Here is a 22,704-nt window from a genome sequence, read left to right as displayed (position 1 = left end):
TCTGTAATATCCGTATTGTTGTTTGTTGTATCCGTCTCACTGATTTGAATGTCTGTAATATCCGTATTGTTGTTTGTTGTATCCGTCTCACTGATTTGAATGTCTGTATTCGGAGTTGATGGGGCCGGAGAGGAGTTGTCTTCGCTGCCACAACCGGATAATAATGTTGCAATCGAAATTATTACGAAATTGGATTTTATATTATTTAATAGCATAAAGTAAATAAATGATGAATTTATGCAATAATATATAGCCTAATGAATGATTAGTTAAATTAGCGTATGTGATGAAAATATAAAATAAACTTATTTATAGGCTGTTCTTAAAGGGATTAGTTCCAAGGATGGGTTGTATAAGTTTATTTTATGATATTATTTCAATTTATTATTGGGTTGGAGTGGGCTTGGTTTGATATATTGCTATGGTGAGAAATGTGGTTATTAACTTTACATTGAGATAATTACGTCGAGTCAGGGTGAATGATCATATTGGTAACAAAAAAAACAAGACAAACAAGGCATCGCCTATGCCCGACCAAGAAAAGCAGTGGCATTGCGCTGCGTGTAAAAATAATGGTGGCCAAAACCAGGGATTTGAATAAAAATAACTCTAACTGAGCAAAAACTTAACATTTTCAATGGGGTTTGGTTAGTAGGTAATTTTTATTTTTTGTGTTATTTTCATTACTGTTCGATTTAGATCTAGCATTTAATAGTTAAATTATAATTAAATTTACTATGTTTAGCTGTGTGAAAATGTGTGGCATTTTAGTTGAGTAAGCTATAATTTGAGGTGCTTTAATAAGTGAGGTGGATGTAATTTTGGAGCATATTGGTAAGAATAAGGTTGGTGTGGTAGCTCTAGTTGTTTCTGGTCGCTTTTTTACCACAACCACGGGGCCGTTAGAGATCTTAGAAACGGCGGCTGCTCTTGCTAAGTGTAGTAGTTTTTCTTCGACCGTTGTTTCTGTTGATAATAAACCAATATCAGGGCGTGGTGGTATTACAATTCAAGTTGATGAACGATGGCAAAATATAACGGCAGCAGACGTCTTGTTAGTCGGTTCGATTGGTGACCCAGAAGAAATTCTAAACTGTATTCCACAAGAAATTATTGAATGGGTTAAAAGTCTACATCAAAAAGGCACACGAGTAGTCGGTATCGACACGGGTGTTTTTGTCCTAGCACAAGGGGGACTGCTTGATGGCAGTGAGGCAGTTGTTCATCCATATTATTCACAATTGTTTCGCAAAAACTTTCCTGCTATTAGCCTTTTGGAACAGAGAAAGGCACTAATTAACGAGAGGGTCTATTTATCTTCAGGCGTTTATACTTATCAAGGACTGATTTTTCAAATCATTGAAGAAATTTTCGGCAGTCAGGTAAAGTGTATATGTCACCAGTTGTGCAGTGCGAATGAGTGCGATGATACGTCGTTGACTTACAGTGACGTGATGAGTTTTATGCAACATAAAGATGCATTAATTCATAACATCCAGAAGTGGATAATAAGCGTTGATTCTAGCTCAATGAGCGTTGGTGAGTTGGCTTCGGAGGCGCATCTTTCTGAACGACAGTTTAAGCGAAGGTTTAAAGATGCAACAGGAATCACGCCATTAAAGTTTATTCAATTAGTTAGGCTGTCATTTGCAAAAGAACTTCTTAGAACCACTAAACTCACTGTAGAGGAGGTGGGACGTAGAGTCAGCTATGAAGATGTTCGGTTCTTTAGACAAATATTTAAAAGAGAAAATGAATTATCTCCTCAAGAATATCGAAAGAATATGTTGGCATCTTTAGACAAAGACTTAGATATCTTGGTGGAAGATCCAGTATTTTTTGAAGGTTAAATCAATGATTTGAGTTTATAAGAACTTACTGGCTCATATGTGCCTTATTGCGTAATTCAATGGAACCAAATCTACAACCTAGGATTTGTTCAGCTACATTCCTTTTTCCTCGTAGCCTCATGCTTAAGCCTCGTTGCACACCAACCAACCATTCATTAACGTGGTTCTCTGACTTTTTGGATTGATGAAAAAGCCATAAGGCAAGTAAAACCAACGCGGCAGACCAAGTCGGTTTAGTTATTTAGCTTTGCCACTGCGCTCATGGCGAAACGAGTATGCTCTATGCCACTACAAGGATTTATCTATTCATTATTTAAGCTAGCTCATGTTCCATTGAGCTGTCTGCATTACACCTGCATCAGTCGTAGAGTAAAGCAAGTTGAGGTCTCATTTTAGATGAAACGAGAGGAGGACACATACAGCAATTAGCCATTGATGCGACTGGCCTTAAGGTTTATGGCGAAGGTGAATGGAAAGTCAAAAAACACGGGACGGATGGCAAGCGTAGAGTCTGTCGCTAGACAATTCAGATTAAGCGAGAATTTGCGCTTATTCTTCAAAGATAAAGGGGAGTCTGCGGCCACCATCGAAATCTCGCGGGTGGTTGCCAGAAGTTATATGGCTTAAATAAGTATTGGAAAGAGGGGGATGGATACCACAAACGTTCACTCTCAGAAACAGCGATGTATCGAGTTAAACAGTTGCTAGGAGGGAAACTGAGCTTAAGAAATTACAATGCCCAGGTGGGTGAAACTTACGCGATGATAAAAGCGTTGAACAAGCTTACTGGGTTAGGTATGCCTGAAACTTGTCGTATTGATTAAGAAATACGCGAAACGGGGTAGTTCTATCTTTAAATTTAATTACGCAACAAAGCCTGTTGAAGCCACAATTTCAACGTCAAGGAGCTTTTCTCAGGCTCTGAACTATATAGGGCTTCTACAGTTAAGTATCGATGCTTACCGACAGGACTCAAAGGAAGTAAAAGAATTTGCTAAGTCTGGGGTAGTAAAGTACATCACACAAAATGGCAAAGATGATTCTGCTCCATTGAAAGATATGCTGACAAAAAATGAAACGCTGTTAAATAAACTTGAATTACAGCTCGTTCTTTTTCAACGGTTAGATGATAAGCAGCTGAAATCTATGGTTATTCCGTTCAGGAGTATGCAAGTTCTGCATAGGAAATTGGTAGCCTTTGCATCAATAATTGGTAGTACATCGTTATATTGGAGTAACCCTAAAGTTGAAGAAACAGTTCTAGCAACAGTTAACCAAAATATGGAAGAGCTCCACAATCTCCTTGAGCAATCAAGAGAAGAGTTATTAAAAGCTGTTGATAGTAAGCATAAAACTTTGACTTCGTAACCTAATAAGAAATTTAAGAGTGATTCACAACGCTTGGCGCTCTCACTTCAAGTGAATTTAGTGTATATAGAGCAATGGTTTAAGTAAGGTGGTGGAGTTGTTCACACCTTAATTTGACGTTGAGGCTGTAGGATTTCTCGATTTTTCGCCGATTTCCCCTGCTTTTATCGTCATTTATCCGACCGATAACAGCCTAAATGCTACGTGATGATAGTGACCTTTACCATAATAAGGAAAGATAGAGCGACAGGATGAGAGTTAATCGGAGTTTTTCGATGATTTTAGAGGTTTTACCCTCTAGATAATGCAATTTCGTAACTTTTCCATGTTGTGAAGCATGCTGAACATCGCCCATTGGGCGTTCACTTTCTCTTGTCCTCTTAGCGTAAATCGATTCATCTGTTTGTTGACTGTGATGTTACCAAAAACAGGCTCAACACATCCAAGCCGTTTACTGTATTGCCGCCTTCCTTCTGGGCTATCAATCTTGTCTTTCATGGCCTGCATGTGGTCAAAGTCTTTGGTGTTTTTGTAGATAAAGAAGACTTGTCGACCAACTTGCTTGCCAGGCGGTTTTCTCATGCACAGCGGTTGATGAACGCATTGTCTGCAGTCGTTTAGGTATCCACAAAACTGAGCACCACGCTCCCCACGGATGACGGCGTTTTTACTGCTCAGTCGCATCATATTTCCTGCAGGGCATCGGCAAGTCATTTCGTCTTGGTTGAACTCGAACATCGAAATGGAGTAACAGGTTTTGCCTGTTTTTGAGCGTTTCTTTCGTTTTTTCGCTTGCTCGGTCTGATAGGTTTCACTGTTTTGAAACAGCGGATTACGGCTGCGAAATCCAGTGTCTGCTATGTAACAATCATAAGGGGTCTCAGACAGGAACTTGAGGTTGGTTTTACTGTGAAACCCACTGTCTGCAGTGAACTTGGTGGTGCGCTCTGAGCTGTTGGGTAGTTTCTCTAATTGTTCTTTCAAAGCGAGCACTGCAGGCTTTAATGTTTGCTGCTCACCAACACTTCCCCACACTTGGCTGTGTAAAATAATTTGGTGCTTGTCATCCGTGATGGCGATGCCGTTATAACCTTGAATAGTGCCTTTTGAGGTGGTCATTTTAGCGCTGTCATTGTCCGTGATGTTGCTTTTTACAGGTTTTTTACTGCTGCCCAATTTGTCTTTAGTGCTCGCCAGAAATGCACCTATTTTATCGGCGCTGCTATCAAGCTTTTGTTTTTGTCTTAAGTCTTGTTCGATAACTTCATTTGGGAGCGAATCTTGGCTTTGATGACGCTCGATAATTCGCTGGCTCGCTCGTTGTAGTTTTTCTTTTTTACGGCGAAGCTCTTCGTGTGTGCCACTCCACTCCTTACTGGCATTGGATGAAATTTTACAGCCATCAATAGCAAACATGTTACGGCCAATTAGGTCTTGTTCATCGCATATCATGAGAACCTGAGTGAACAGTGGTTCGATGGTGTCCTTCATTTGTGCGATGAAAGCCGCGATAGTGGTGAAGTGTGGTCGCTCGTCGCCCGATAAGCACATGAAGGTGACGTTGTTGACGCAAGCCCTTTCTATGCGACGGCTAGATAACATGCCAAGGGAATAGGCGTAAAAAATAACCTTAAGCATGATGGAAGGTGGGTAAGCAGCCGCCCCGTTTTTGTCGTTGTGGTAGTGCGCATCAAAGGGCGAGAGGTCGAGGTGGTTATCGACAATGTGAGAAATCGCATACTCGATAGTTCCGGGGATGAGTTGTTCATCGATGATGATAGGGACGAACATGTTTTGGTTCGAGTAATCGGTTTTGAAGTTGGGCATAACTGTGTCTTGTGACGAATAATTTAGATTAGATCACAAGGAGTTAGTGCGTTCAAGCTCATATCATGATGAAATGGCGGTAGGATCAGAATTGAGACGGGCGAGGAGAAATTCTACAGCCTCGTTAGGCTACAAAGGAGGCAAAGTGAAAAAATATTTATCTGTCGCATTTATTCTATTTTCTTTTGGGGCTCAGGCTGGGTTTTGTTCGATGCAATTAAAAGATGAAGCAAATGTCTTTAAAGTTAATTGCGCTTTGGATCGTAGCTTTTGTAATGTAACAGGCTATTTTTCTGACTCAGAATTAGAAAAAGGTTTTAAGGGCGTTGTTGCTACATTTCAAAAAACACCTGAAGCGTTTCGAAAATTGCGCTCATCTCTACGAATCGATACCTTTCGAAGCGGGGAGTATGAATTTGGCTCACCTCCCGGTTATTTTGCTGCTTTAGAACAAGCTGAAAAAATGATGCTTGGTGAAGCGAGTCTAGACCTTGTTTTTTTTGACTCTGAGTCCGGTAAGAGAGCTCCTGAACCGAAAATGGAATGTGTGGAAACTAAACTCTCGGCACAGTAGCCTAACAAACGACTATGGCGTCAATGATTGATTTTTGGCTGTGTTTTCATCTCACATGGCGCCATCTCTGAGCATAGAGTTAAGGGGCACAACCATCTTTCGTACGCACGCTATTATTGCGACTTTCTTAGGCTTTCCGTCAGCCAAAAGTCGAGCATAACTCGCTTTGAATACGGGGTTACATTGCATGGCTGACATCATTGTCATATATAACACAGTGCGTACTTGCGCTCGAGCGCCTTGGATTTATCGTGATGAAATGGCGGTAGGATCAGAATTGAGAGGGGCGAGGAGAAATTCTACAGCCTCGTTATGTTTCTAGGGATAATTATGAGTAACTTATATAGTATTTTTGAGTTCAAGTATCCGATTAGTGTAGATAAATCTGTTCTTGGAAATTCGTACCCGATCATGGTCAGTGGCATCAGTGGTGTCATCCATATTCCGTTCCTTCCTATTTGGACTGAACATGAACCAGATCCTTTATGGAAGCTACTAACCCCGCCAGAGGTCGCTAAGGGCTGGAAGCAAGGCTCTGAGCCGATATTTTGGGGGAAGCCCAATCAATATCCTAGTGGTCATTCTAGTTTGCACAGAGTGGTATTTCAGTTTGAAGTACACGATGCTGAAGTAAACGGTCAATTACTTTATGAATCATTTGTGTCATGGATAAACTTATTACTTGACTACTTAGAAGTGATGTCTAACCAAAATGTTCGTATTGAGCAGACGTTGAATTCTTATGGTGATAATTTTCACCTTTTTCATTGGGATGAAAATGGGAAAAATCAGGGTATTACTGAAAATAAAGTAATTACTGTCTGTCTGGATAACTGGCAGAAAAATATTAAACATGAACAGTTCCTTGAAGCTTGCACTTTGGCATCATCTGGAGCTCCGTTAAATTTGACTTATAAACTTTACCTAGAGGCTAATCGCGCATTTTTGCAGAAAGACTATCGGAAAACTGTAATAGAGTGCGGTGCATCTATTGAAAACGCACTAACTGAATTGATCTCATTAGAACTCTCTAATTGTGGTTTATCAGATGAAGAGATTGGCGCACGCCTGAGTAATAGAAGCAATAGAACTCTAGGTGGGCGCTTTAATTTAGCTGATTCTCAGTTGCACTTAGACTTAATGCAACAAAATTATAGTTACCGAGATTTACTCGTCAATCCAAGGAATGACGCTGTGCATAAGGCTGAATTCATTCCTCAACAAATAGCTCGTGAAGCAATTGATTACACCAGTAAACTACTAAATGTGGTAGCTCCTGAGCTAAAAGAAACATAACAAGCATTTAAGGTTTCAAGATACTTTTTCTAATCTTGTATAAACGATTTAGGGCTATAGGTCTAAATCGTTTTTGTCCAATAATGAGTTAGATCAGCCAGTTTATAAACATTAATGCTAGTTTTTCTATGCGCTAACTAATTCGTGACGGGTACCAACATTATGAACTACTTGACAAGTTTGGCTCCGAGGGTAGAAGATCGTGATTACGATAGCGTGCGTAGAGTAAAATTGCGTTATAAATAGCTCGTTGGTGTCGCTTTATTAGCTTCGCACTGAGGATTAACTAAACAGCCCAAATACACCTCATAATCAGAAGGTTCCAATTATGAGGTTTGTAACGTGGTTTATCTTGGAATAGGAATTACTTTTAGTAAGATTCTATATCGAGTTAATTTTTTATTGGTTATCAGAAACAGTCACATCACTTAAATTAAGTTTTTCATAAAATGGTCGTATATACTTTGTACTTTTGGCTCTAAGGCAGAGTTAAAGAAGTGAGTCATTGACTCTCCGGACGAAAAGAGTTCAACCAAAGATATAGAGTATCCATCGGCTATGAATGGTGTCGAAGGAGTATACGACCACAGTATGTTTTTTTTACCATCAAGTAATTGAGCGGTAATATTGTAGCGGACGTCAAAACTACCAGGAAACCCCGGGGCTTTTCCTAAAACGACATGATTAAGTGTAATGACGAGTCTATTTGGGGAACTATCGTCAAATACTACTTTAACGTTACCTTGCTCTACTTTTTCAGAAAATTGTTTTTGAATAATCTGATTTAAATTAACTTGATTTTCATCCATAAAAGCCAGGGTTTTTTCTTTTAAACCTAAACCATCTCCGCCTACTGGAGTTAAGCCCGAACCTTCAAGATGAACCGTACTTATTACAGTCAGTATCAACTTGTCACTTTCACTTGATTCGAGTTTTATAGTTTTCAGATGTTCGAAGTTTTCTTTAGTCAACTCTACATCAGGAACTGTTGAACAACCACTTAAAAATATTGCTAAAAAAAAAAGTAAAATGATGAAATTTCAATGAATCACTCCGGTAAATATTAAATCTATCTTATATATTAAGTTTGCTAATCATAACGTATCATTGAATGAATTAATATATAGTATAAGTTATCAATACTATACCCGTGATCATTGAAGGTGCTTGGTTTCAATAAAGTCAGGATCATGCCACTCACCATGAAAATGGTACTAACTCCTGAGCAAAAACAACAACTCGAACATTTGCACAATATTGAGCGTGATCGTCGAGTATGCGATCGTATAAAAGCTGTCTTGCTAGCTTCCGAAGGTTGGAGCCTGACTATGACCTCTCAAGCCCTTCGTATCCATGAATTTATAGTTACTCGTCATCTTAGTGATTATGCTCTATCTGAAAAACTTAAACCTGAAAATAGCGGGAGTCAGAGTCTACTTTCTGCTACTCAGACGATTCAGCTCATCGAGCATTTGACTGAGAAAACCTACTTTCATACGCGTCAAATCATTACTTAGATCGAAGCTGAACTCGGTGTGAACTACACCGTTTCTGGGTTTCATAAGTGGTTACATCACCACGGTTTTTCATACAAAAAGCCTAAAGGTCTACCACATAAGCAAAAGCCTGAAGAGCAGTAAGCATTTATCGAGTATTACAACGAGGTACTTAGGCCCAAGGATGCGCCTGTACTATTCATGGATGCCGTTCATTCATCCAATTCAGTCAACAAAACTTAGCTGTGGCTGGATCCGTAAGGGGCAGGATAAGCGAATTGAAACGACAGGTAGCCGTACTCGCGTGAATCTAATCGGTGCTCTGTCATTGAAAAACATCAGCGCGACGATCACAGATACTTATGAAACGATAGATAGCGAGAATATTGTTCGCTTCTTTTGGAAACTAATGAATGAGCATGTGAGGAACGATGTCTATTTTCCCCTATGAAAAATTATTAATGTGATGGCTCTAAGAAACTTTTGTCCAAAACCTTCACAGGCTGAATTTTTACCTATGGCACTTTCTAACTCGAAAGTGCCCTTTTCTGCGTTAACGTAATTACTCAGTAGCAGATCACGCTACTGAAATCACCGTACTTTTTCTTATATGCCAAAAGTGTTAAAAAGATAAGAGAACATCGAATGATGCTCTCTTAAATATCGGGGAGAGTACAGCTAAATAGTAAACACATTTCAGACGCGAATGAGTGTATACAAAAAGGCCGCAATCAGCGGCCTAGTTTAAAATCTACTAATTCAAAGTTAAAGCATCAATTTGAAGCTCTTTAAGTGTGAGATGAAGCTTGGGAGTCTCTGCTTTTGTAAGCAAGCTAAGAACTCATCTTGGCTCATTGGTGGCCTTTTTAATGAAGCTCTTTGTTGCTGAGCAGCCTTAACGCATGCGCTACTGTCCAATTCGAACATATCGCACAGGAACTCGTCTGGATGTATTGCTGTTAGACCTAAAGGCTCGAGTTCGCAAGAAGGAAAGTCTTTTAGGTTGAACGTAATGATAGACTCAGCCTGACCTTTAATGGCGGCAGCTACAACATGTCTATCATCAACATCGGGTAAAGTAAGGCCATCAATTAAAGACTCATACCCTTCAATCAAGCAGTATGGAACATTTGCGTTCATTAACTGTCGAGTTCTTTGCAGTTGTTCTGCATTTAGCTCTGGCCTATTTTTCAGTAGATTTCGAGTCCATTCATCATGTATCTGTTCTGTCCATCGCGCTCTAAACAGGCCAGTATTGGCCAAGTACATTAGGTAGCTTCGGAGTGGAGCTGGGTACATTACACATGCGTCTAGAATTACCGTATATGACGCCATTAATATCCCATATCCATTTCTTGGTCTAATGCAGATAGTTCAGCAAGAGCAGCTAGTCTGTTCTCTTCTAGGCAGTTCTTATACTCCATAAGATCAGTATAAGCTACCTTTCTACGGTTGCCAGTACGGCTAAACGGAATATCACCTGAATCAAGAAGCTTAATGAAAGTAGGACGAGACATGTTTAGCATCTCAGCACCTTCTTGCGTTGTGAGTTCCGCATGAATAGGTGTGATGCTAACAGAGTTGCCTTGACCTAATTGAGTAAGCATCTCGATCATCATATTTAATGCGCTTGCTGGAATAGTTACTTCGTGAGTCTTACCAGACTTATCGACAACGTTAATCCTTTGAGCTTCACCATTAATTTCTATAACGGCTGACAACTCTTGGCTACCAAGCTTAGCCATTGCCATTTCTTCAGCGCTTGGCAATTTTGTAGCAGTATTCATCGTGTTTCTCTCTAGTTTTTAGTTTCTGATGTCATGGTATACAAATCTTCTCACCATGACATTATCCGAAATATTCGAAAAAAGTCAACATTCGAAATATTCGAAAGAAAGAGAGTATCACATTATCGTTGGACTTAGTGCTCGTAGGCGGCCTAGTTCAAGGTCTATCAACGCATGCTTAACTATCTTTAATCATAGTACTTCAATATGTAGTGTATGAGAGGAATTGGTCAGCCAGATGTAGGCTAGCTGAATGATTATAATATTAGAAGTAATTCGAAAGGTCAGAGTGTTCTATGATTCATAACTCGGAATTGTCCGAAGATTAGTTTCAGTTATATCTGTCATGTTAAAGCATGCGGCAATCGTTTACGCCTCGTTATTCATTCGTAACTTGCCATCTTTCTTGTTGTGCCTGTGAAGTTGTCTGATACTTCGATACGTTTCATTTCGATGTTCATGGTGGGTTCGATTTTTTTAAGACGTGCTATATCACTGGCGATTCGTTTACAGCCTAAAAACAAGATGCCATCGAGTGGTGTTATGACATCTCCAGCCTTGAGGCAATCAACGAGGGAGGTGGCAGAGAGTGGTGTTTTTGTCCCAGCAACGTAGCGGGTTGCCACAAACTCATTCGTATAGTGGATTTCTCTTGGTAACATTTGTTCGCTTTTGGCGTAAATCATTCCGCTTTGTTTACCATTAATAACTCGATGCTCTTTATACACTCGTGTTTCCTCGCCTATGGTGGCCATAGCTTGTGGTGCGCGTGTGATGAATAAGCGAAAAGGTAGATCTTCACTTGTGATGTAATCGACAAGGTTAAACGCTAATCTTGCTCTCGCGATCTCTCCGAGTGGTTTGTCACGACAGATTTGTAGAACCTGATCCCATTGGCTGGTCAGTCGAGTGCTTTCTTTATCGCTTCTAACTTTAACCTTGAGAATATCGTAGTGAATTATCTTTTCCATGGTTAATTTGGCCTTCCGTTTTGCTTGCTTCGTTAAATTCCAACCTAACATTATTTTTTTATAACAAATTAAAGCAGTTATCCACAAAGTTGGGGCGTAACCTGTCTAAAACCTTCGTCGGTTGAGTTTATGCTCATGGTACCAAATAGATCGAAATCACCTAAAAATGCCGATAATTGTTTTCAAATTGAAGTAAAAAGCGCCAATTATAAAACTTATCGCGACACTAATAGGCGGGTATATTCGTTGACTTCTAAAAGAGCCCAATGATGGTTACTTTGCAATTGGAGTAGATTACCGCCAGTGCTCCTTGAAGCGAAAATTAGAGCAACTGCCATTGATTTCTTGAGAGGTCATGGGGGTTGGTTAATCTCTGCACCCTCGTTAGGGTACCAATAGGCGGATACCTACTTATAAGCTCTCATCCTATCCAAATTCACGAGTTGTGATCTGATTTAACTTTTTGGTGAAATTACCTCTGTTAATCCCTAAAACCCTAGCAGCCTTAGACTGATTACCGCGCGTATGAGTTATCAACTCAGTAAACAATATTTCAAACACAGCAGGAGTCACCCAAGACATATCAGGGCTAACTGATTGTTTATCAAACCATGTCGGTTCCAGTTCTGCTCGGATAAGTTTTTTTAAATGGTCTTTGTTGATTGGGGTTAGTTGGTCATTCATAGAAGTTGAAGGTCATTAAGGAACGTTATCATTCTGACAAATTTACCATGAAATCGCCTTGAAATCAGCCGACGCGGGAAAATACGAATACGATGGATAACTGTCCAGCGCAATAAGCAACGAGGACATTTTTAATCATAAGCTCAAAGCCATTCGTTTCTAAAAACACTCGACCAATCCCTGTCCGGTGATGCCCATCATCAACATAAAGCTCACCATCTCTATTACACAGAGACCAATTTCGCTTTTCTTCTTAAAAAGAGTAATCAGGATTGCTTTGAAGGTTTCGAGCATAACGCTGACCACATTCGAGACCGTGAGGATTATCAGCGCAAGGAAATAAACCACCCAAGTTTTGCCAGCATGTCGGGGCTCTAGACCCCCACCCCGTCGGAGAGGTGAACATCCGTGACTTACCTTCGGCATGCGTAAATTTTTTTCATATCAGAGCCCTACACCGCAATACCATTAGCCAACAACCGTTCAATTGTTGGCCAGCTCATCTGCATACGCAGGTAATTACTTAAAAAAGCACTGCATTTCACTCTCAAGGAACCACGATGCCTAGACCTAAACGCGCGTCCGGCAACCACTTTACCCGTGGCGGACAAATTACTTTTCACTCCATTCGGATGTTCTTTCAAGTCAACAATACCTTAGTCTACGCCGCCATTTGGTCGGTGATAGCGCTCACTGGCGTTCTTACCTGGCTACGCGCGCCCGATAACGCCTTTTGGTCTGTGTTCTACTACTGGCGCAATCATATCTATGCCAGCTTTGGGCACAATCTTAACAGCGAAGTCACGACGTTCTGGAGTGGAAAACGCTACGTTGGCACGCTCGCCTCCCAACTGGAAAATACCCAACTCATCAGCCTTTATGATGACGTCATTCGCCAAGCACAAATCAACTTCTTAATTGCCATCTGTATTGCCTTCGCTATTTTGATGCTCGCCATGAGTTTCTTTAAACGACAAGGCGAAAAGCAAAGTGAAGATTTCCACGTTCGAGGCTTTCAATACGCCGAACCCAAAGTGCTCACAAATGATTTGAAAAAACGGGCAAAGAAACTCAAAAGACAGGGTGTAGGCAACGGACGGATTTCTGATTTCAAAGTGGATGGGCTGGCCTTATTTAAACGTGAGTTTGAAGTGCAGCACATGCTGATTGACGGCACCACAGGGGCCGGTAAATCCGTCATGCTGCGGAAACTGCTGCGCTGGATACGCAAACGTGGGGATAAAGCGATTATTTATGATAAAGGCTGCACCTTTACCAGTAAGTTCTTTGACCCTAGCCAAGATACCTTACTCAACCCCTTCGATGAACGCTGCGCCAATTGGGATGTGTGGTGCGATGCAAAAGAAGCCCCTGACTTTGAAAATATCGCCAGCGCCCTTATCCCGCAGCATGGCGAAGGTGACCCATTCTGGGTCGACTCCGCCCGGACTATCTTTTCAAGTGCGGCGTATCGCATGAGCCAAGATGACAAGCCCTGCTCGACCGCAAGGCTGCTTAGCCTGATACTCACGTCTGAACTTGAAACCCTGGGTAATTTCCTGCAAGGCACAGAGTCTGCTTCCCTGGTCTCTAAAGACATCAAAAAGACGGCCATCTCCATTAAGTCGGTGCTCGCCACCTACATTAAGAGCCTACGCTTTTTAGATGGCTTGGATGATAAAGACGCGAAAGGAGAGCCCAAACGCAAACCGTTTTCCATCACCGATTGGGTACAAGATGATAAACAAAAAGGCTTTTTGTTTTTATCGAGTAACGCGCAGCAACACGCCTCATTGCGTCCTTTGATTTCGACGTGGCTTGCCATTGCTTCTAACGCTATCTTGGGACTCAAAGACGATGAAGACCGCCGCATCTGGGTGATTATGGATGAAATGCCAAGTCTGCATAAACTGCCTGAGCTTGACACCATCATTGCCGAAGTGCGTAAGTTTGGGGGCTGTTATGTGATTGGTCTCCAGTCTTATGCGCAGCTCGTGAAAACCTACGGAAAAAATACCGCGGACGTTATTTTTGATTTACTCAACTCTCGCTTTTACTTTCGCGCCCCATCAGCGCAGATGGCGCAAATCTCATCCAAAGATTTGGGTGAGCAAGAGGTGGACGTCTCAAGAGAGCACATTTCTTACGGTGCAAATGCACTGCGTGATGGGGTATCGATTGGCCACCAGACGGTGACACGACCGGTTATCTCTAGCAGTGAAATCCAAGCCATGGATGATTTGCAATGTTACCTTCGCGTACCAGGAAGCAGCTTTATCACTCGACTGGATTTGCACTTTGATAAGATGCGAGATGTGACACCGGCCTTTATAAAACGTGATTACACCCCATCGCCCGCCATGACCAAAGCGTATCAAAAAGCGATTTACTTTGAGTGTGTCGCCCCAGGTATGCTCCTCAACGAAGAAGAGCGTAACGCACTCACAGAAATCCAAGCCAAGCAATTTGAAACGCCGGAAGAGATGAAGCTGGAAACCGACCAAATCCAACAAGCACAACGAAGTGAGACAGTCAAAGCGTTAGCCAGCAAGGAGTCGGAAAAGCTCAAATCAGACAATGCCCCTCAAGATCGCGCGCATCAAGAGCTCGACGAGTCGGCGATATCTCAAGATATCGAGATGGAAGCGGGTGATATGGTTGAATAGCGCATCAAATAGTCGATAGCCACACAAGACAGAAATAGGTCATTGCAAACCAAATGTATTAGGTATTTTTATGTTACCGAGTTTGTCTACATTAATCTTCGAGACCTTGGTCGTCTCACTCTTATTTTTTGCACTTTGTCTTATGCAGATCACCGAGAGTCAATTTCAGTGGACGCAACTTTTCATCGCGTCCACTGGCTTTTTATCACTGTATGGTTTGAAGCGCATCGTGGTTTTTTTGTTAAAAAACGCCCCAACACTCCTCACTACATCGTACTCACCTCTGCAGGATTTGGTTTATTGAATTCGATAGGCCTGACTTTCATGTACTTAGCACCCAGCGTGTTAAAAAGTGCACTGACTCAATCTTAGTCATGATTAGATATTTAGTTATAGTGCACCATAAGCGCACGTAAGCCCTATCATTGATGAGATTCATTAAAGGAAAATCGATGAAAAGCGTAACGCCCCATAGAGACGACACCCTAGGGCCTCATCATCTCGAATAATCACTCAACCACTCTTCCAAGCCTTGCAATGGCAAGGCTTTTTTACGTTCATTCATCAAGGAATTACCATGTCAAATAAGACCCTCTTTAATTCTGACCATCTACCGATATTAAAGAAACAATTACACACTATATTCGATCAACTTACCTTCGCTGAAATCATTCAGGGCAACGCCACCGAAAAAAACACATGGTTATCGATTTGCGCTCAAGCGGTAGGTTATGGCGACTGGGACGACTTAAAAGCGCAAGCAGTCACGCACCACGAGCCAACCCACAACATTCTATTTAACCAAGCATCCATCATTCCTTTCATCCAAAGTGTCAGAGTCAGCTTGGGGGAGCACATCGACAATATTGAAGGCTTTACCCATGTCATACTAAGAAACTTAACTACCGAAGAGTTAAACGCCATGAATGGCAATAAAGAAGAGCTTCCCCCCCTACCCAAAGCGCCAACCTCCTATACGTTAGAATTAGGACCGAATACGGCCTATGCCCGCGACCTTTTAGATTGGCTGTGGCCAAGAACAAAAAATTACCAAGTAGACCCTATCAACACTCAGTATCTAGCGCACATGAAAGAAAAGCGAATGAGCTTGAGCAAGTCTCAAGCAAAAGAGCGCGCTTTGGATGTTTACCCACACTCTGGCATGCTAATCAGAGACATCTTAGAGCAACTGATTTCAGAAAATTACCTAGAACTCAACGATGATCAAAGGTGCGTCACTTTTACTCGCAAAGGTCTTAATTATCTCAACGGAAAAATGACCCACGAATATGACGACCAATGGAAAGAATGGTTTAAGGCATTTGCAGCGCATCTCAAAAAAATCCCATACCGATACATCAAGATAGATTGGACACCCTATATCGATTTATATGCCCGGGGCATGTCACCCATTGAGGCGGCAAAAAGTCTTGAATGGTCAGAATGCTACACTCAAGCACACTCAGAGATCCAATCGGCCATTAAACACCAACTCGACATCCATCTGCCTCTATACCCCAAGGAACGATACCTGCAATTTACGCCTAGAATATTTCTGACACCTGAGCTGACCAGCAACAAGGTAACAGACATTCATTTTGAATTTATAGGTCCCGATTGGGCGAAACCAAACGGCAATCCAAAAACAAAGCGCTTTTGGCCAAACAAACGCTACGCGTCTGTTTATTTAGATACCTCCCCCAAAAGTCGAGGTTGGTATGCCGTCCCGATGAGGTTGATTGTTTTCAAGTGAGCTACAAATGGACAAGCCAGTCCCATTCTTTTGCAAGCGTCACCCACCATATGACTTACCAGTTAGAGCCAAATATAGAGTGTGCTCAAGATTGGCTGTATGGCAATGAGTGCATGAAGCATTCTGATTCTTCGAAACTAGCGATGGCCGCCGATGAATACAGCTTTAACCATCTAGAATGCCTGACTCATGGCAAGCATTTAACCAAGGAAGAAATTGTAGCGTTAGACCGATTTAAAGCGGGCATTACGTCCATTCACATTGATGAAAATGGCGTCATCATTCACGAAGAACGAACGTTAACCGCTAGCAATTCCTTTGCTTGTGTTGGGATCATTTTGTAACCACACCTCTTTTAATTCCACTTCCCCCTTAACCTCCACTCACCGCTCAGTTTTGCTGCTAGCGGCAATTTGCGTTGCATAAGGAAAATACTCATGCTTTCTATTAGCCCATTAAAATCCGCTTCTGGCGCTGCCAAATATTATCTCAGCGAAGAAAACCCCAAAGACCTACCTGACGTCTCTTTAGAAAAAAACGCGGGCGATAACTATTACCTCAAGGAAAAAGACCAAGAAGAAAACACCTTCTGGCATGGCAAGCTGGCCATCGAAGCGGGACTGGCGGGTAAACCCGTAGAGCAAGCCACCCTAGAATCGGTACTCTCAGGCAGTCTTGGCGGTGAAACCATTAAAGGAAAACGAGATGATCATAAATCGGGCTTCGACCTGACCTTTTCTGCACCTAAAACCGTCAGTGTTCTTGCGCTTGTAAGTGGCGATAATCGACTCATTGAAGCACACAATAACGCCGTAAAATTCGCCTTAACTGAGCTTGAAAGAGACGTGGCACAATTCACTACCATCAACAAAGAGGGAGCGCGCGAGTTTCACAACACCGACTCGATGATATTTGCGGTCGTGCGCCATAAGACAAGCCGTGAAAACGACCCACAAGTCCACTCGCACGCGCTAGCCGCTAACATGACACGCGACCAAGAAGGAAAACTTCGCACGCTTGCATCCAGCCTAAAACAAAAAGGGGGCGTGATTAACGGGACTGGCGAGCGCATTTACAACTTCCAAAAATACTACGGTATCTTGTACCAGAGCCAATTGGCTAAAGATGCACAAGCACTCGGTTATTCCACGCGAGGCGTCGGCAACGGTCAGTTCGAAATCAGCGGTGTCCCTCAGCCTATTCTTGATGCGTCATCCACTCGCAAACAACAAATTGACCAACGCACACTCGATTTAGGCTTTGACTCTCGCGCGGCGAAAGACGTAGCCAACCTCGATACTCGTAAAAGCAAAACCTACCAGAGCAGTGACAGCCTCAACAAACAGTGGCAAAGCACCGTAAAAGAGCAAGGGTATGAACCCGCAGAGCTTGTCACCATGGCGCAACAAGTAAAAGAAGCGCAAAACACCCCACCACTTGGTGAAACCCAAGCCGCCATCAGCAGAGCCATTGACCATCTAGGGCAATACAGCACCGCGTTACACCTAGAAAAAATCATTGAACTGACGGCCTCAGAGTTCACCAAAGGCGGCGTGCAACTCAACGCCCTTGATATCAAAAAAGTCGCGGATGAAATGATTAAACAAGGCGACTTGATAGGACTCAGTCACAAAGGGCAATACACCACCAAAGGCTTAATTGATAACGAGAAAGCGCTTATCGACAGCACCCAAGGCCGGGCGCATCACATGCGCACCCACGTTGAATCCAGCACGCTCAACAAGCTCGCTATCCCTGAAAACCAGCAGCGCATCTTGACCGACCTGTACCACTCCACCAAACAGTTCCACGTGGTCAATGTACACGGCTCATCACAGGGTATTGCGCAGCAGCTACTCAATGTAGGCAATCACAGCGGTAAGCGAGTCCAATTGGTCTCCCAAAGCGTGAAAGCCAAGGCAGAAGGCATGGAGAGCGTACAGCGCAAGAGTCAAACACTCAGCGCCTGGGTCGGTCAGCTCTTTTCACCAGAGCAGCGCCACACTACCCATAGCTTACTGCAAAGCGATACGCCGCTGACCAATAAAGACATCTTGCTCATCGATGACGCCAATAAGATGAGTGCCAATGAGTTGCTGGCCCTCACCGATAAAGCCAAACAATCGAGCAGTAAAGTGGTGATGCTTAATCGCGTATCAAGCCGTCAGGGATTTAAAGCCAATAACGCTATCTCGCTGTATCAAAAAGGCAATGTGGAGAGTCATTCTTGGGTTGGCAAGCGAGCCAGCAACACCAACGTAAAACTGCATGACAATAATACCGATAGGATAGCGCGGGTGTACGCCGACCTCCCCGATAAAGCCAACACGCAAGTGATTGCCACTTCCAGCGTCGAGCAGCGGCGGTTAACCGAAGCGATACGGGGCCAGCTCAAAAATACCGGCGCCCTCGCCAGACACGAAACCACCCTATTCACTCAAACCCCTCACCCCCTCTCCAAAGCGCAACAACCCCTCGTTCAACACTACAAACCAGGCATGACACTCACCCATTGGGAGAAAAACAAACCTCAGAGTTTTGTCATCGCCAGTATCGATAAAGAGAGCAACACCATGACCGCACTCAGCAAACACGATGGACAATCACACACCTTTGACCCGTCCAGTCGCGCCTTTAAGCACATGAAGATGCAAACCAATAAACCGCAAAGTCTCAACATCGCCCAAGGCGAACGCCTTCGAACGTTAGGCAAACACTTCCCTGCTGGCTTGGACGCGAACCAAAGCTACCTTGTCACTCACATTGACAAAGAAAGCCTCACGCTTGAGAGCAAAGGGGAAACGCAGCGCGTCAACTTAGAGAGCTTAAAAGACGCGCCGCTGCAATACGACTACGTTCATAGCGCCCACCATATTGAGCCAAAAGCCCATACTTTACTGTCTGGCAAAGCGTTTACCCTATCTAAGCCCCTGATAAACGACCTGACTGAAAAAACAGAGCGCCTTGATATCTTCACCGACAAACCAGAAAAAGCCCAAAGCGCACTCGAAAAAGAACAGGTCTCCCCTTCGGCCATTGAGCGCGTATTACAGACGCAAAACGTCAACGACCGCTACCTAAACGATGCCACCCAAGATTGGCTAAAGCAGGATGTCAGTCAAGCGCTGTCAGCACTCGCGCAAGCGCAAAACGCCCCACTCATCGAAAAAGCGGTCAGCTTTGCCCTGAACCACCTCTCAGAGCGAGAAGCGGCGTTTAGCCAAAAAGCCTTAGTGGTGGAAGCGGTGCGTTACGCCTTTGAAGAAGCCGGAGGCTCTATTACCAAAGAGCAGGTTGAAACAGAGCTGACTAAACGCAGCGACACCCTCTCTGCAGAGTACAGTGACGGCACACGCTGGACGACGCAAGCCGCGCTAGAAACTGAAAAGCGCATCCTGCAAAACATCGATGATGGTAAAGGCCAACATCAACCTTTTGCAACGCCTAAGCAGGTGCAAGACTTTCTCGATACCAAGCCTCGCCTAACCCAAGGGCAAAAGGACGCCATCACCCTTATCTCAACCACCAAAGACAGCTTTGTGGCCATCCAAGGGTTAGCCGGCACAGGTAAGTCCACCCTGCTTGAATCCAACATTGAATTTATCCAGTTAGTGAAAGAAGCCAGCCAGCAACCAGAGCAAAGCGTCATCGGTCTTGCGCCCACGCACGCCGCGGTTGCAGAGCTCGAAAGCAAAGGCGTGAAAGCGCAAACGCTAGACAGTTTGCTTTCTGACATCCGACAAGGCAATCGAGAAGCCAGTGACTATCAACACACCTTGTTCTTTCTCGATGAAAGCTCCATGGTCAGCAATAAGCAAGCCGATGAGTTCACAAAGCTGGTCAATGACAGTCAGTCCAAAACAGTCAAATTGGGCGATAAAGAGCAGTTGTTATCGCTCAGTGCCGGTAAACCCTTTGAGCTGGCCATAAGTCAAGGGCGCATCGATACCGCTTACATGACCGATATGGTACGCCCACAAAATGACACTTTGCACAATGCACAGCAAAACACCATTGATAAACAGCCGCTCAGCGCCCTAGATAAACTCCAGCAGCAAGCCCCTGATACCCAAGGCAACAGCCAACATGTCATTTCTACGCTGAATGAAAACGACAAAGACCGACGCAGAGCGCAGCTCACCGCCACAGAGAAGCTGCCTTATGTGGTCGCCAAAGACTATTTAGAGCGCACCCCAGAAACCAGAGAAAACACGCTTATCATCGCTTACACCAACAAGGAGCGTGACACCATCACCGAATACATCCGTGTCGGTTTGATGAAACAGAGTGAGTTAGGCAAAGAGAACGTCGTCGCAACCCGGCTACGCTCAATCGGCGCCACGGGTGAAGAGCTCACTACCATGATGCCGTATCAAAAAGGCTTGATATTGAGCACCAGACCCGGTGAGTACGCGACAATCACTCACGTTGACTCAGAGCATGGCGTGGTGACACTTCAAGACGCAGCGACAGGTAAGACTAGGCCATTCTTACCGCGCAACCGTGACCACCGCTTCACCACCCTGTTCTCTGCGTCAGAAAAGCCACTTTCGACGGGCGATAAAATCATCACGCGCTTTACCGATAAAAGTCGTGACATCAAAGCCAACGTCGAATACCGCATCACGCAAGCCAATGAGGAAGGCATCAAAGCGCAATCCAAAACAGGACAAGCGCTCACCATTAACCCCAACGAGCTTAAAGACGGGCATTGGGACTACGCTTACAGTCGAACCGCAGACATGGCGCAAGGGTCCACCTATCAACACGTCATTAGCGCGATACAAAGCAAAGGCGCACTGACCAACTTAAGACGCGCCGGTATCGATGTCACCCGTGCCAGTCAGCACATTCGCCTCTATACCGACAACACCAAACAACTGGTCAAAAGCTGGCTCTCTAAAGAAAGCCATAAAGCCAGTGCAATAGAAACCCTCAACCAAACGCCCCCCAAAGACACCACCTACTTTAACCGAAATGCCCTCCCTCACGAGGACGTTCGGTTCCAAAATAAAAGCGGTGACTTTGACTACGCCCTATTTAAAGAGCACATCAAGACGCAGCTACCCAAATACACAGAAAGCCTCGCCGTTCAGTTATTAGGAAATCCGAATCAATCCAAATCAGACCGTGATTATTTAACCTTTGGCCTTGGAAAATCGGCGATTAAAGTGACCCTAACTGGAGAATATCGTGGGTATTTTAAAGACTACACCACAGGCGAAAAAGGCGCATTGATTAACCTTATAATGAGTCATAAGGAAATGAACTATAAAGCCGCGATGAATGAAGCGCACAAGATGCTAAACGAACCGGACAAATATCAATTGGAGGAAAACAGTAAGCACGACAAATTACTGAGCACCACACCTAGGCATATTGCGAAGTTTGAAGAAAGAGCTAAAGATTATATAAATCAAAGCTTACCTATTGATAACACGCTCGCCCAAACGTACTTAAACAAGCTCGGTGTCAATAACATCGAAAACAACCATGTAAAATTCCACTCTGCGGTCTATTCATCCGAAGATAGGTCCCTTCACCCTGCAATGCTAACCAACATCCACAATAAAGAAGGCGAAACCAAAGCCATTGAAGTGACCTATTTAGACACTCAAGGAAATAAAGATACCTCCCTAGACATTAACCCAAGAACCCTAGGGACGAAATCCAAACAATTAACAAGATTCCATCAAGGGGAGAATTTAAACACCACCATCATCAGCACATCGATTGAACAATCGTTTCTAATTCGAGACCAAACCCAAGGACAGATTGATATTATTAACCTCAATCACAAGAACGACATTCAAAACATCTCTACCGATGAACTAAGACAGAACATCATTATTGTATTAAATCATGGCAATCACGATTTAAACCCGAACAACATTGAAAAAATCGTCGAGAACTTTAATGGCCGAGACATCCAATTCATGTCAAATGATAACCTTAAAGAGGACATCAAATCGTGCATTGATAAACTAGAGCGAGATAACAGTGCACATAACATTGAATTAAGTGAGCCGCACACGTCTCATCAGGATAGGGAATTAGACACCTTCAACTATAATGAGAAAACAGAACTCGACAGTCAATCACTCGACCACTTTGAGCCAAAAGAATATTCACCTCAACAAGAGATGGAATTTAATCAATCAGAGAAAGAGAGCCATTGGGAAGACAGAGAAATCGACAGAGAGTTAGAGCGATAATAAAAGGGTAGCCAATGGCTACCCTTTTTTTTCGCCTTCAAGATATTCATCGACGCTTTTATCAACCAAAGCGGTGTTGGATTTTCTTTGCTCAATCGAATCCGCTTTATTCTTATAATACCCCTCCCCATCAAAGCTATGCGCCAAATTTAAATTTAGCACGGCTTTGTTGCGTAATTCAGTGGAACTAAATCCAGAACCTACGATCTGATCAGCT

At 43.3% G+C, this 22,704-nt stretch carries 15 protein-coding genes and 4 pseudogenes; 10 read left to right on the top strand and 9 right to left on the bottom strand.

Annotated elements, in window-relative coordinates:
• Positions 1-215 (bottom strand): hypothetical protein (locus ACED45_RS20180; protein WP_371714865.1); only part of this gene is annotated, 215 nt, incomplete at its 3' end.
• A gap of 606 nt (positions 216-821) precedes the next feature.
• On the opposite strand from ACED45_RS20180, the gene ACED45_RS20175 reads away from it, so the two are divergent.
• The 3 genes and pseudogenes from ACED45_RS20175 to ACED45_RS20165 all read left to right on the top strand — a co-directional run bounded on the left by ACED45_RS20175 (position 822) and on the right by ACED45_RS20165 (position 3,218).
• Positions 822-1,850 carry a GlxA family transcriptional regulator gene (locus ACED45_RS20175; RefSeq protein ID WP_054543368.1) on the top strand — a complete coding sequence of 343 codons (1,029 nt, stop codon included), beginning with the start codon at positions 822-824 and terminating at the stop codon, positions 1,848-1,850.
• A 159-nt stretch (positions 1,851-2,009) separates the two neighbouring features.
• Positions 2,010-2,674: pseudogene (locus ACED45_RS20170) on the top strand (transposase); the annotation flags it as partial.
• Entirely contained in the window at positions 2,667-3,218 is a 552-nt protein-coding gene (locus tag ACED45_RS20165) for a hypothetical protein (protein WP_371714864.1), read from the top strand. The pseudogene ACED45_RS20170 and the gene ACED45_RS20165, both read left to right, overlap by 8 nt.
• Before the next feature lie 297 nt (positions 3,219-3,515).
• On the opposite strand, the gene ACED45_RS20160 is transcribed toward ACED45_RS20165, so the two are convergent.
• The gene (locus tag ACED45_RS20160; RefSeq protein WP_102556707.1) at positions 3,516-5,045 is read right to left on the bottom strand and encodes a transposase; all 1,530 of its coding nucleotides are present in this window, start codon (positions 5,043-5,045) and stop codon (positions 3,516-3,518) included.
• A gap of 145 nt (positions 5,046-5,190) precedes the next feature.
• On the opposite strand from ACED45_RS20160, the gene ACED45_RS20155 reads away from it, so the two are divergent.
• Positions 5,191-5,619 carry a hypothetical protein gene (locus ACED45_RS20155; protein WP_261840171.1) on the top strand — a complete coding sequence of 143 codons (429 nt, stop codon included), beginning with the start codon at positions 5,191-5,193 and terminating at the stop codon, positions 5,617-5,619.
• Between the two features lie 51 nt (positions 5,620-5,670).
• Here the strand turns inward: ACED45_RS20155 and ACED45_RS20150 are convergent.
• A pseudogene (locus tag ACED45_RS20150) lies at positions 5,671-5,865 on the bottom strand (IS110 family transposase); the annotation flags it as partial.
• A gap of 84 nt (positions 5,866-5,949) precedes the next feature.
• On the opposite strand from ACED45_RS20150, the gene ACED45_RS20145 reads away from it, so the two are divergent.
• On the top strand, positions 5,950-6,915 hold the full coding sequence (locus ACED45_RS20145) for a hypothetical protein (protein WP_102257505.1): 966 nt from the start codon (positions 5,950-5,952) through the stop codon (positions 6,913-6,915).
• A gap of 428 nt (positions 6,916-7,343) precedes the next feature.
• Here ACED45_RS20145 and ACED45_RS20140 read toward each other — a convergent pair whose 3' ends face one another.
• Entirely contained in the window at positions 7,344-7,886 is a 543-nt protein-coding gene (locus ACED45_RS20140) for a hypothetical protein (RefSeq protein ID WP_371714863.1), read from the bottom strand.
• Between the two features lie 231 nt (positions 7,887-8,117).
• Between ACED45_RS20140 and ACED45_RS20135 the strand changes: the two are divergent.
• A pseudogene (locus ACED45_RS20135) lies at positions 8,118-8,829 on the top strand (IS630 family transposase); the annotation flags it as partial.
• Positions 8,830-9,176: 347 nt separating this feature from the next.
• On the opposite strand, the gene ACED45_RS20130 reads toward ACED45_RS20135, so the two are convergent.
• The 4 genes from ACED45_RS20130 to ACED45_RS20115 form a co-directional block, all read right to left on the bottom strand.
• Positions 9,177-9,746 carry a PIN domain-containing protein gene (locus tag ACED45_RS20130; RefSeq protein WP_371714862.1) on the bottom strand — a complete coding sequence of 190 codons (570 nt, stop codon included), beginning with the start codon at positions 9,744-9,746 and terminating at the stop codon, positions 9,177-9,179.
• Positions 9,746-10,198, bottom strand: a complete 453-nt coding sequence (locus tag ACED45_RS20125) for a helix-turn-helix domain-containing protein (RefSeq protein ID WP_371714861.1) — start codon at positions 10,196-10,198, stop codon at positions 9,746-9,748. The genes ACED45_RS20130 and ACED45_RS20125 overlap by 1 nt, the downstream gene beginning before the upstream one ends.
• 383 nt (positions 10,199-10,581) lie before the next feature.
• Positions 10,582-11,220 carry a hypothetical protein gene (locus ACED45_RS20120; RefSeq protein ID WP_017101949.1) on the bottom strand — a complete coding sequence of 213 codons (639 nt, stop codon included), beginning with the start codon at positions 11,218-11,220 and terminating at the stop codon, positions 10,582-10,584.
• A 375-nt stretch (positions 11,221-11,595) separates the two neighbouring features.
• Entirely contained in the window at positions 11,596-11,853 is a 258-nt protein-coding gene (locus ACED45_RS20115; protein ID WP_016800114.1) for a helix-turn-helix domain-containing protein, read from the bottom strand.
• Positions 11,854-12,413: 560 nt separating this feature from the next.
• Between ACED45_RS20115 and traD the strand changes: the two genes are divergently transcribed.
• The 4 genes from traD (at position 12,414) to traI (ending at position 22,487) form a co-directional block, all read left to right on the top strand.
• On the top strand, positions 12,414-14,519 hold the full coding sequence (gene traD / locus ACED45_RS20110) for a type IV conjugative transfer system coupling protein TraD (protein WP_371714860.1): 2,106 nt from the start codon (positions 12,414-12,416) through the stop codon (positions 14,517-14,519).
• A gap of 577 nt (positions 14,520-15,096) precedes the next feature.
• A complete protein-coding gene (locus tag ACED45_RS20105; protein WP_371714859.1) occupies positions 15,097-16,272 on the top strand; it encodes a hypothetical protein in 1,176 nt (391 codons plus the stop codon).
• A 50-nt stretch (positions 16,273-16,322) separates the two neighbouring features.
• Positions 16,323-16,616: a hypothetical protein gene (locus ACED45_RS20100; RefSeq protein ID WP_371714858.1), complete on the top strand. Its 294-nt coding sequence runs from the start codon at positions 16,323-16,325 to the stop codon at positions 16,614-16,616.
• Between the two features lie 93 nt (positions 16,617-16,709).
• The gene (traI, locus tag ACED45_RS20095) at positions 16,710-22,487 is read left to right on the top strand and encodes a conjugative transfer relaxase/helicase TraI (protein ID WP_371714857.1); all 5,778 of its coding nucleotides are present in this window, start codon (positions 16,710-16,712) and stop codon (positions 22,485-22,487) included.
• 18 nt (positions 22,488-22,505) lie between these two features.
• On the opposite strand, the pseudogene ACED45_RS20090 reads toward traI, so the two are convergent.
• Positions 22,506-22,704, bottom strand: a pseudogene (locus ACED45_RS20090) (hypothetical protein); the annotation flags it as partial.

This window comes from Vibrio crassostreae (assembly GCF_041439375.1).
Classification (GTDB): domain Bacteria; phylum Pseudomonadota; class Gammaproteobacteria; order Enterobacterales; family Vibrionaceae; genus Vibrio; species Vibrio crassostreae_D.
This window is presented reverse-complemented; position numbering and strand designations above follow the sequence as displayed.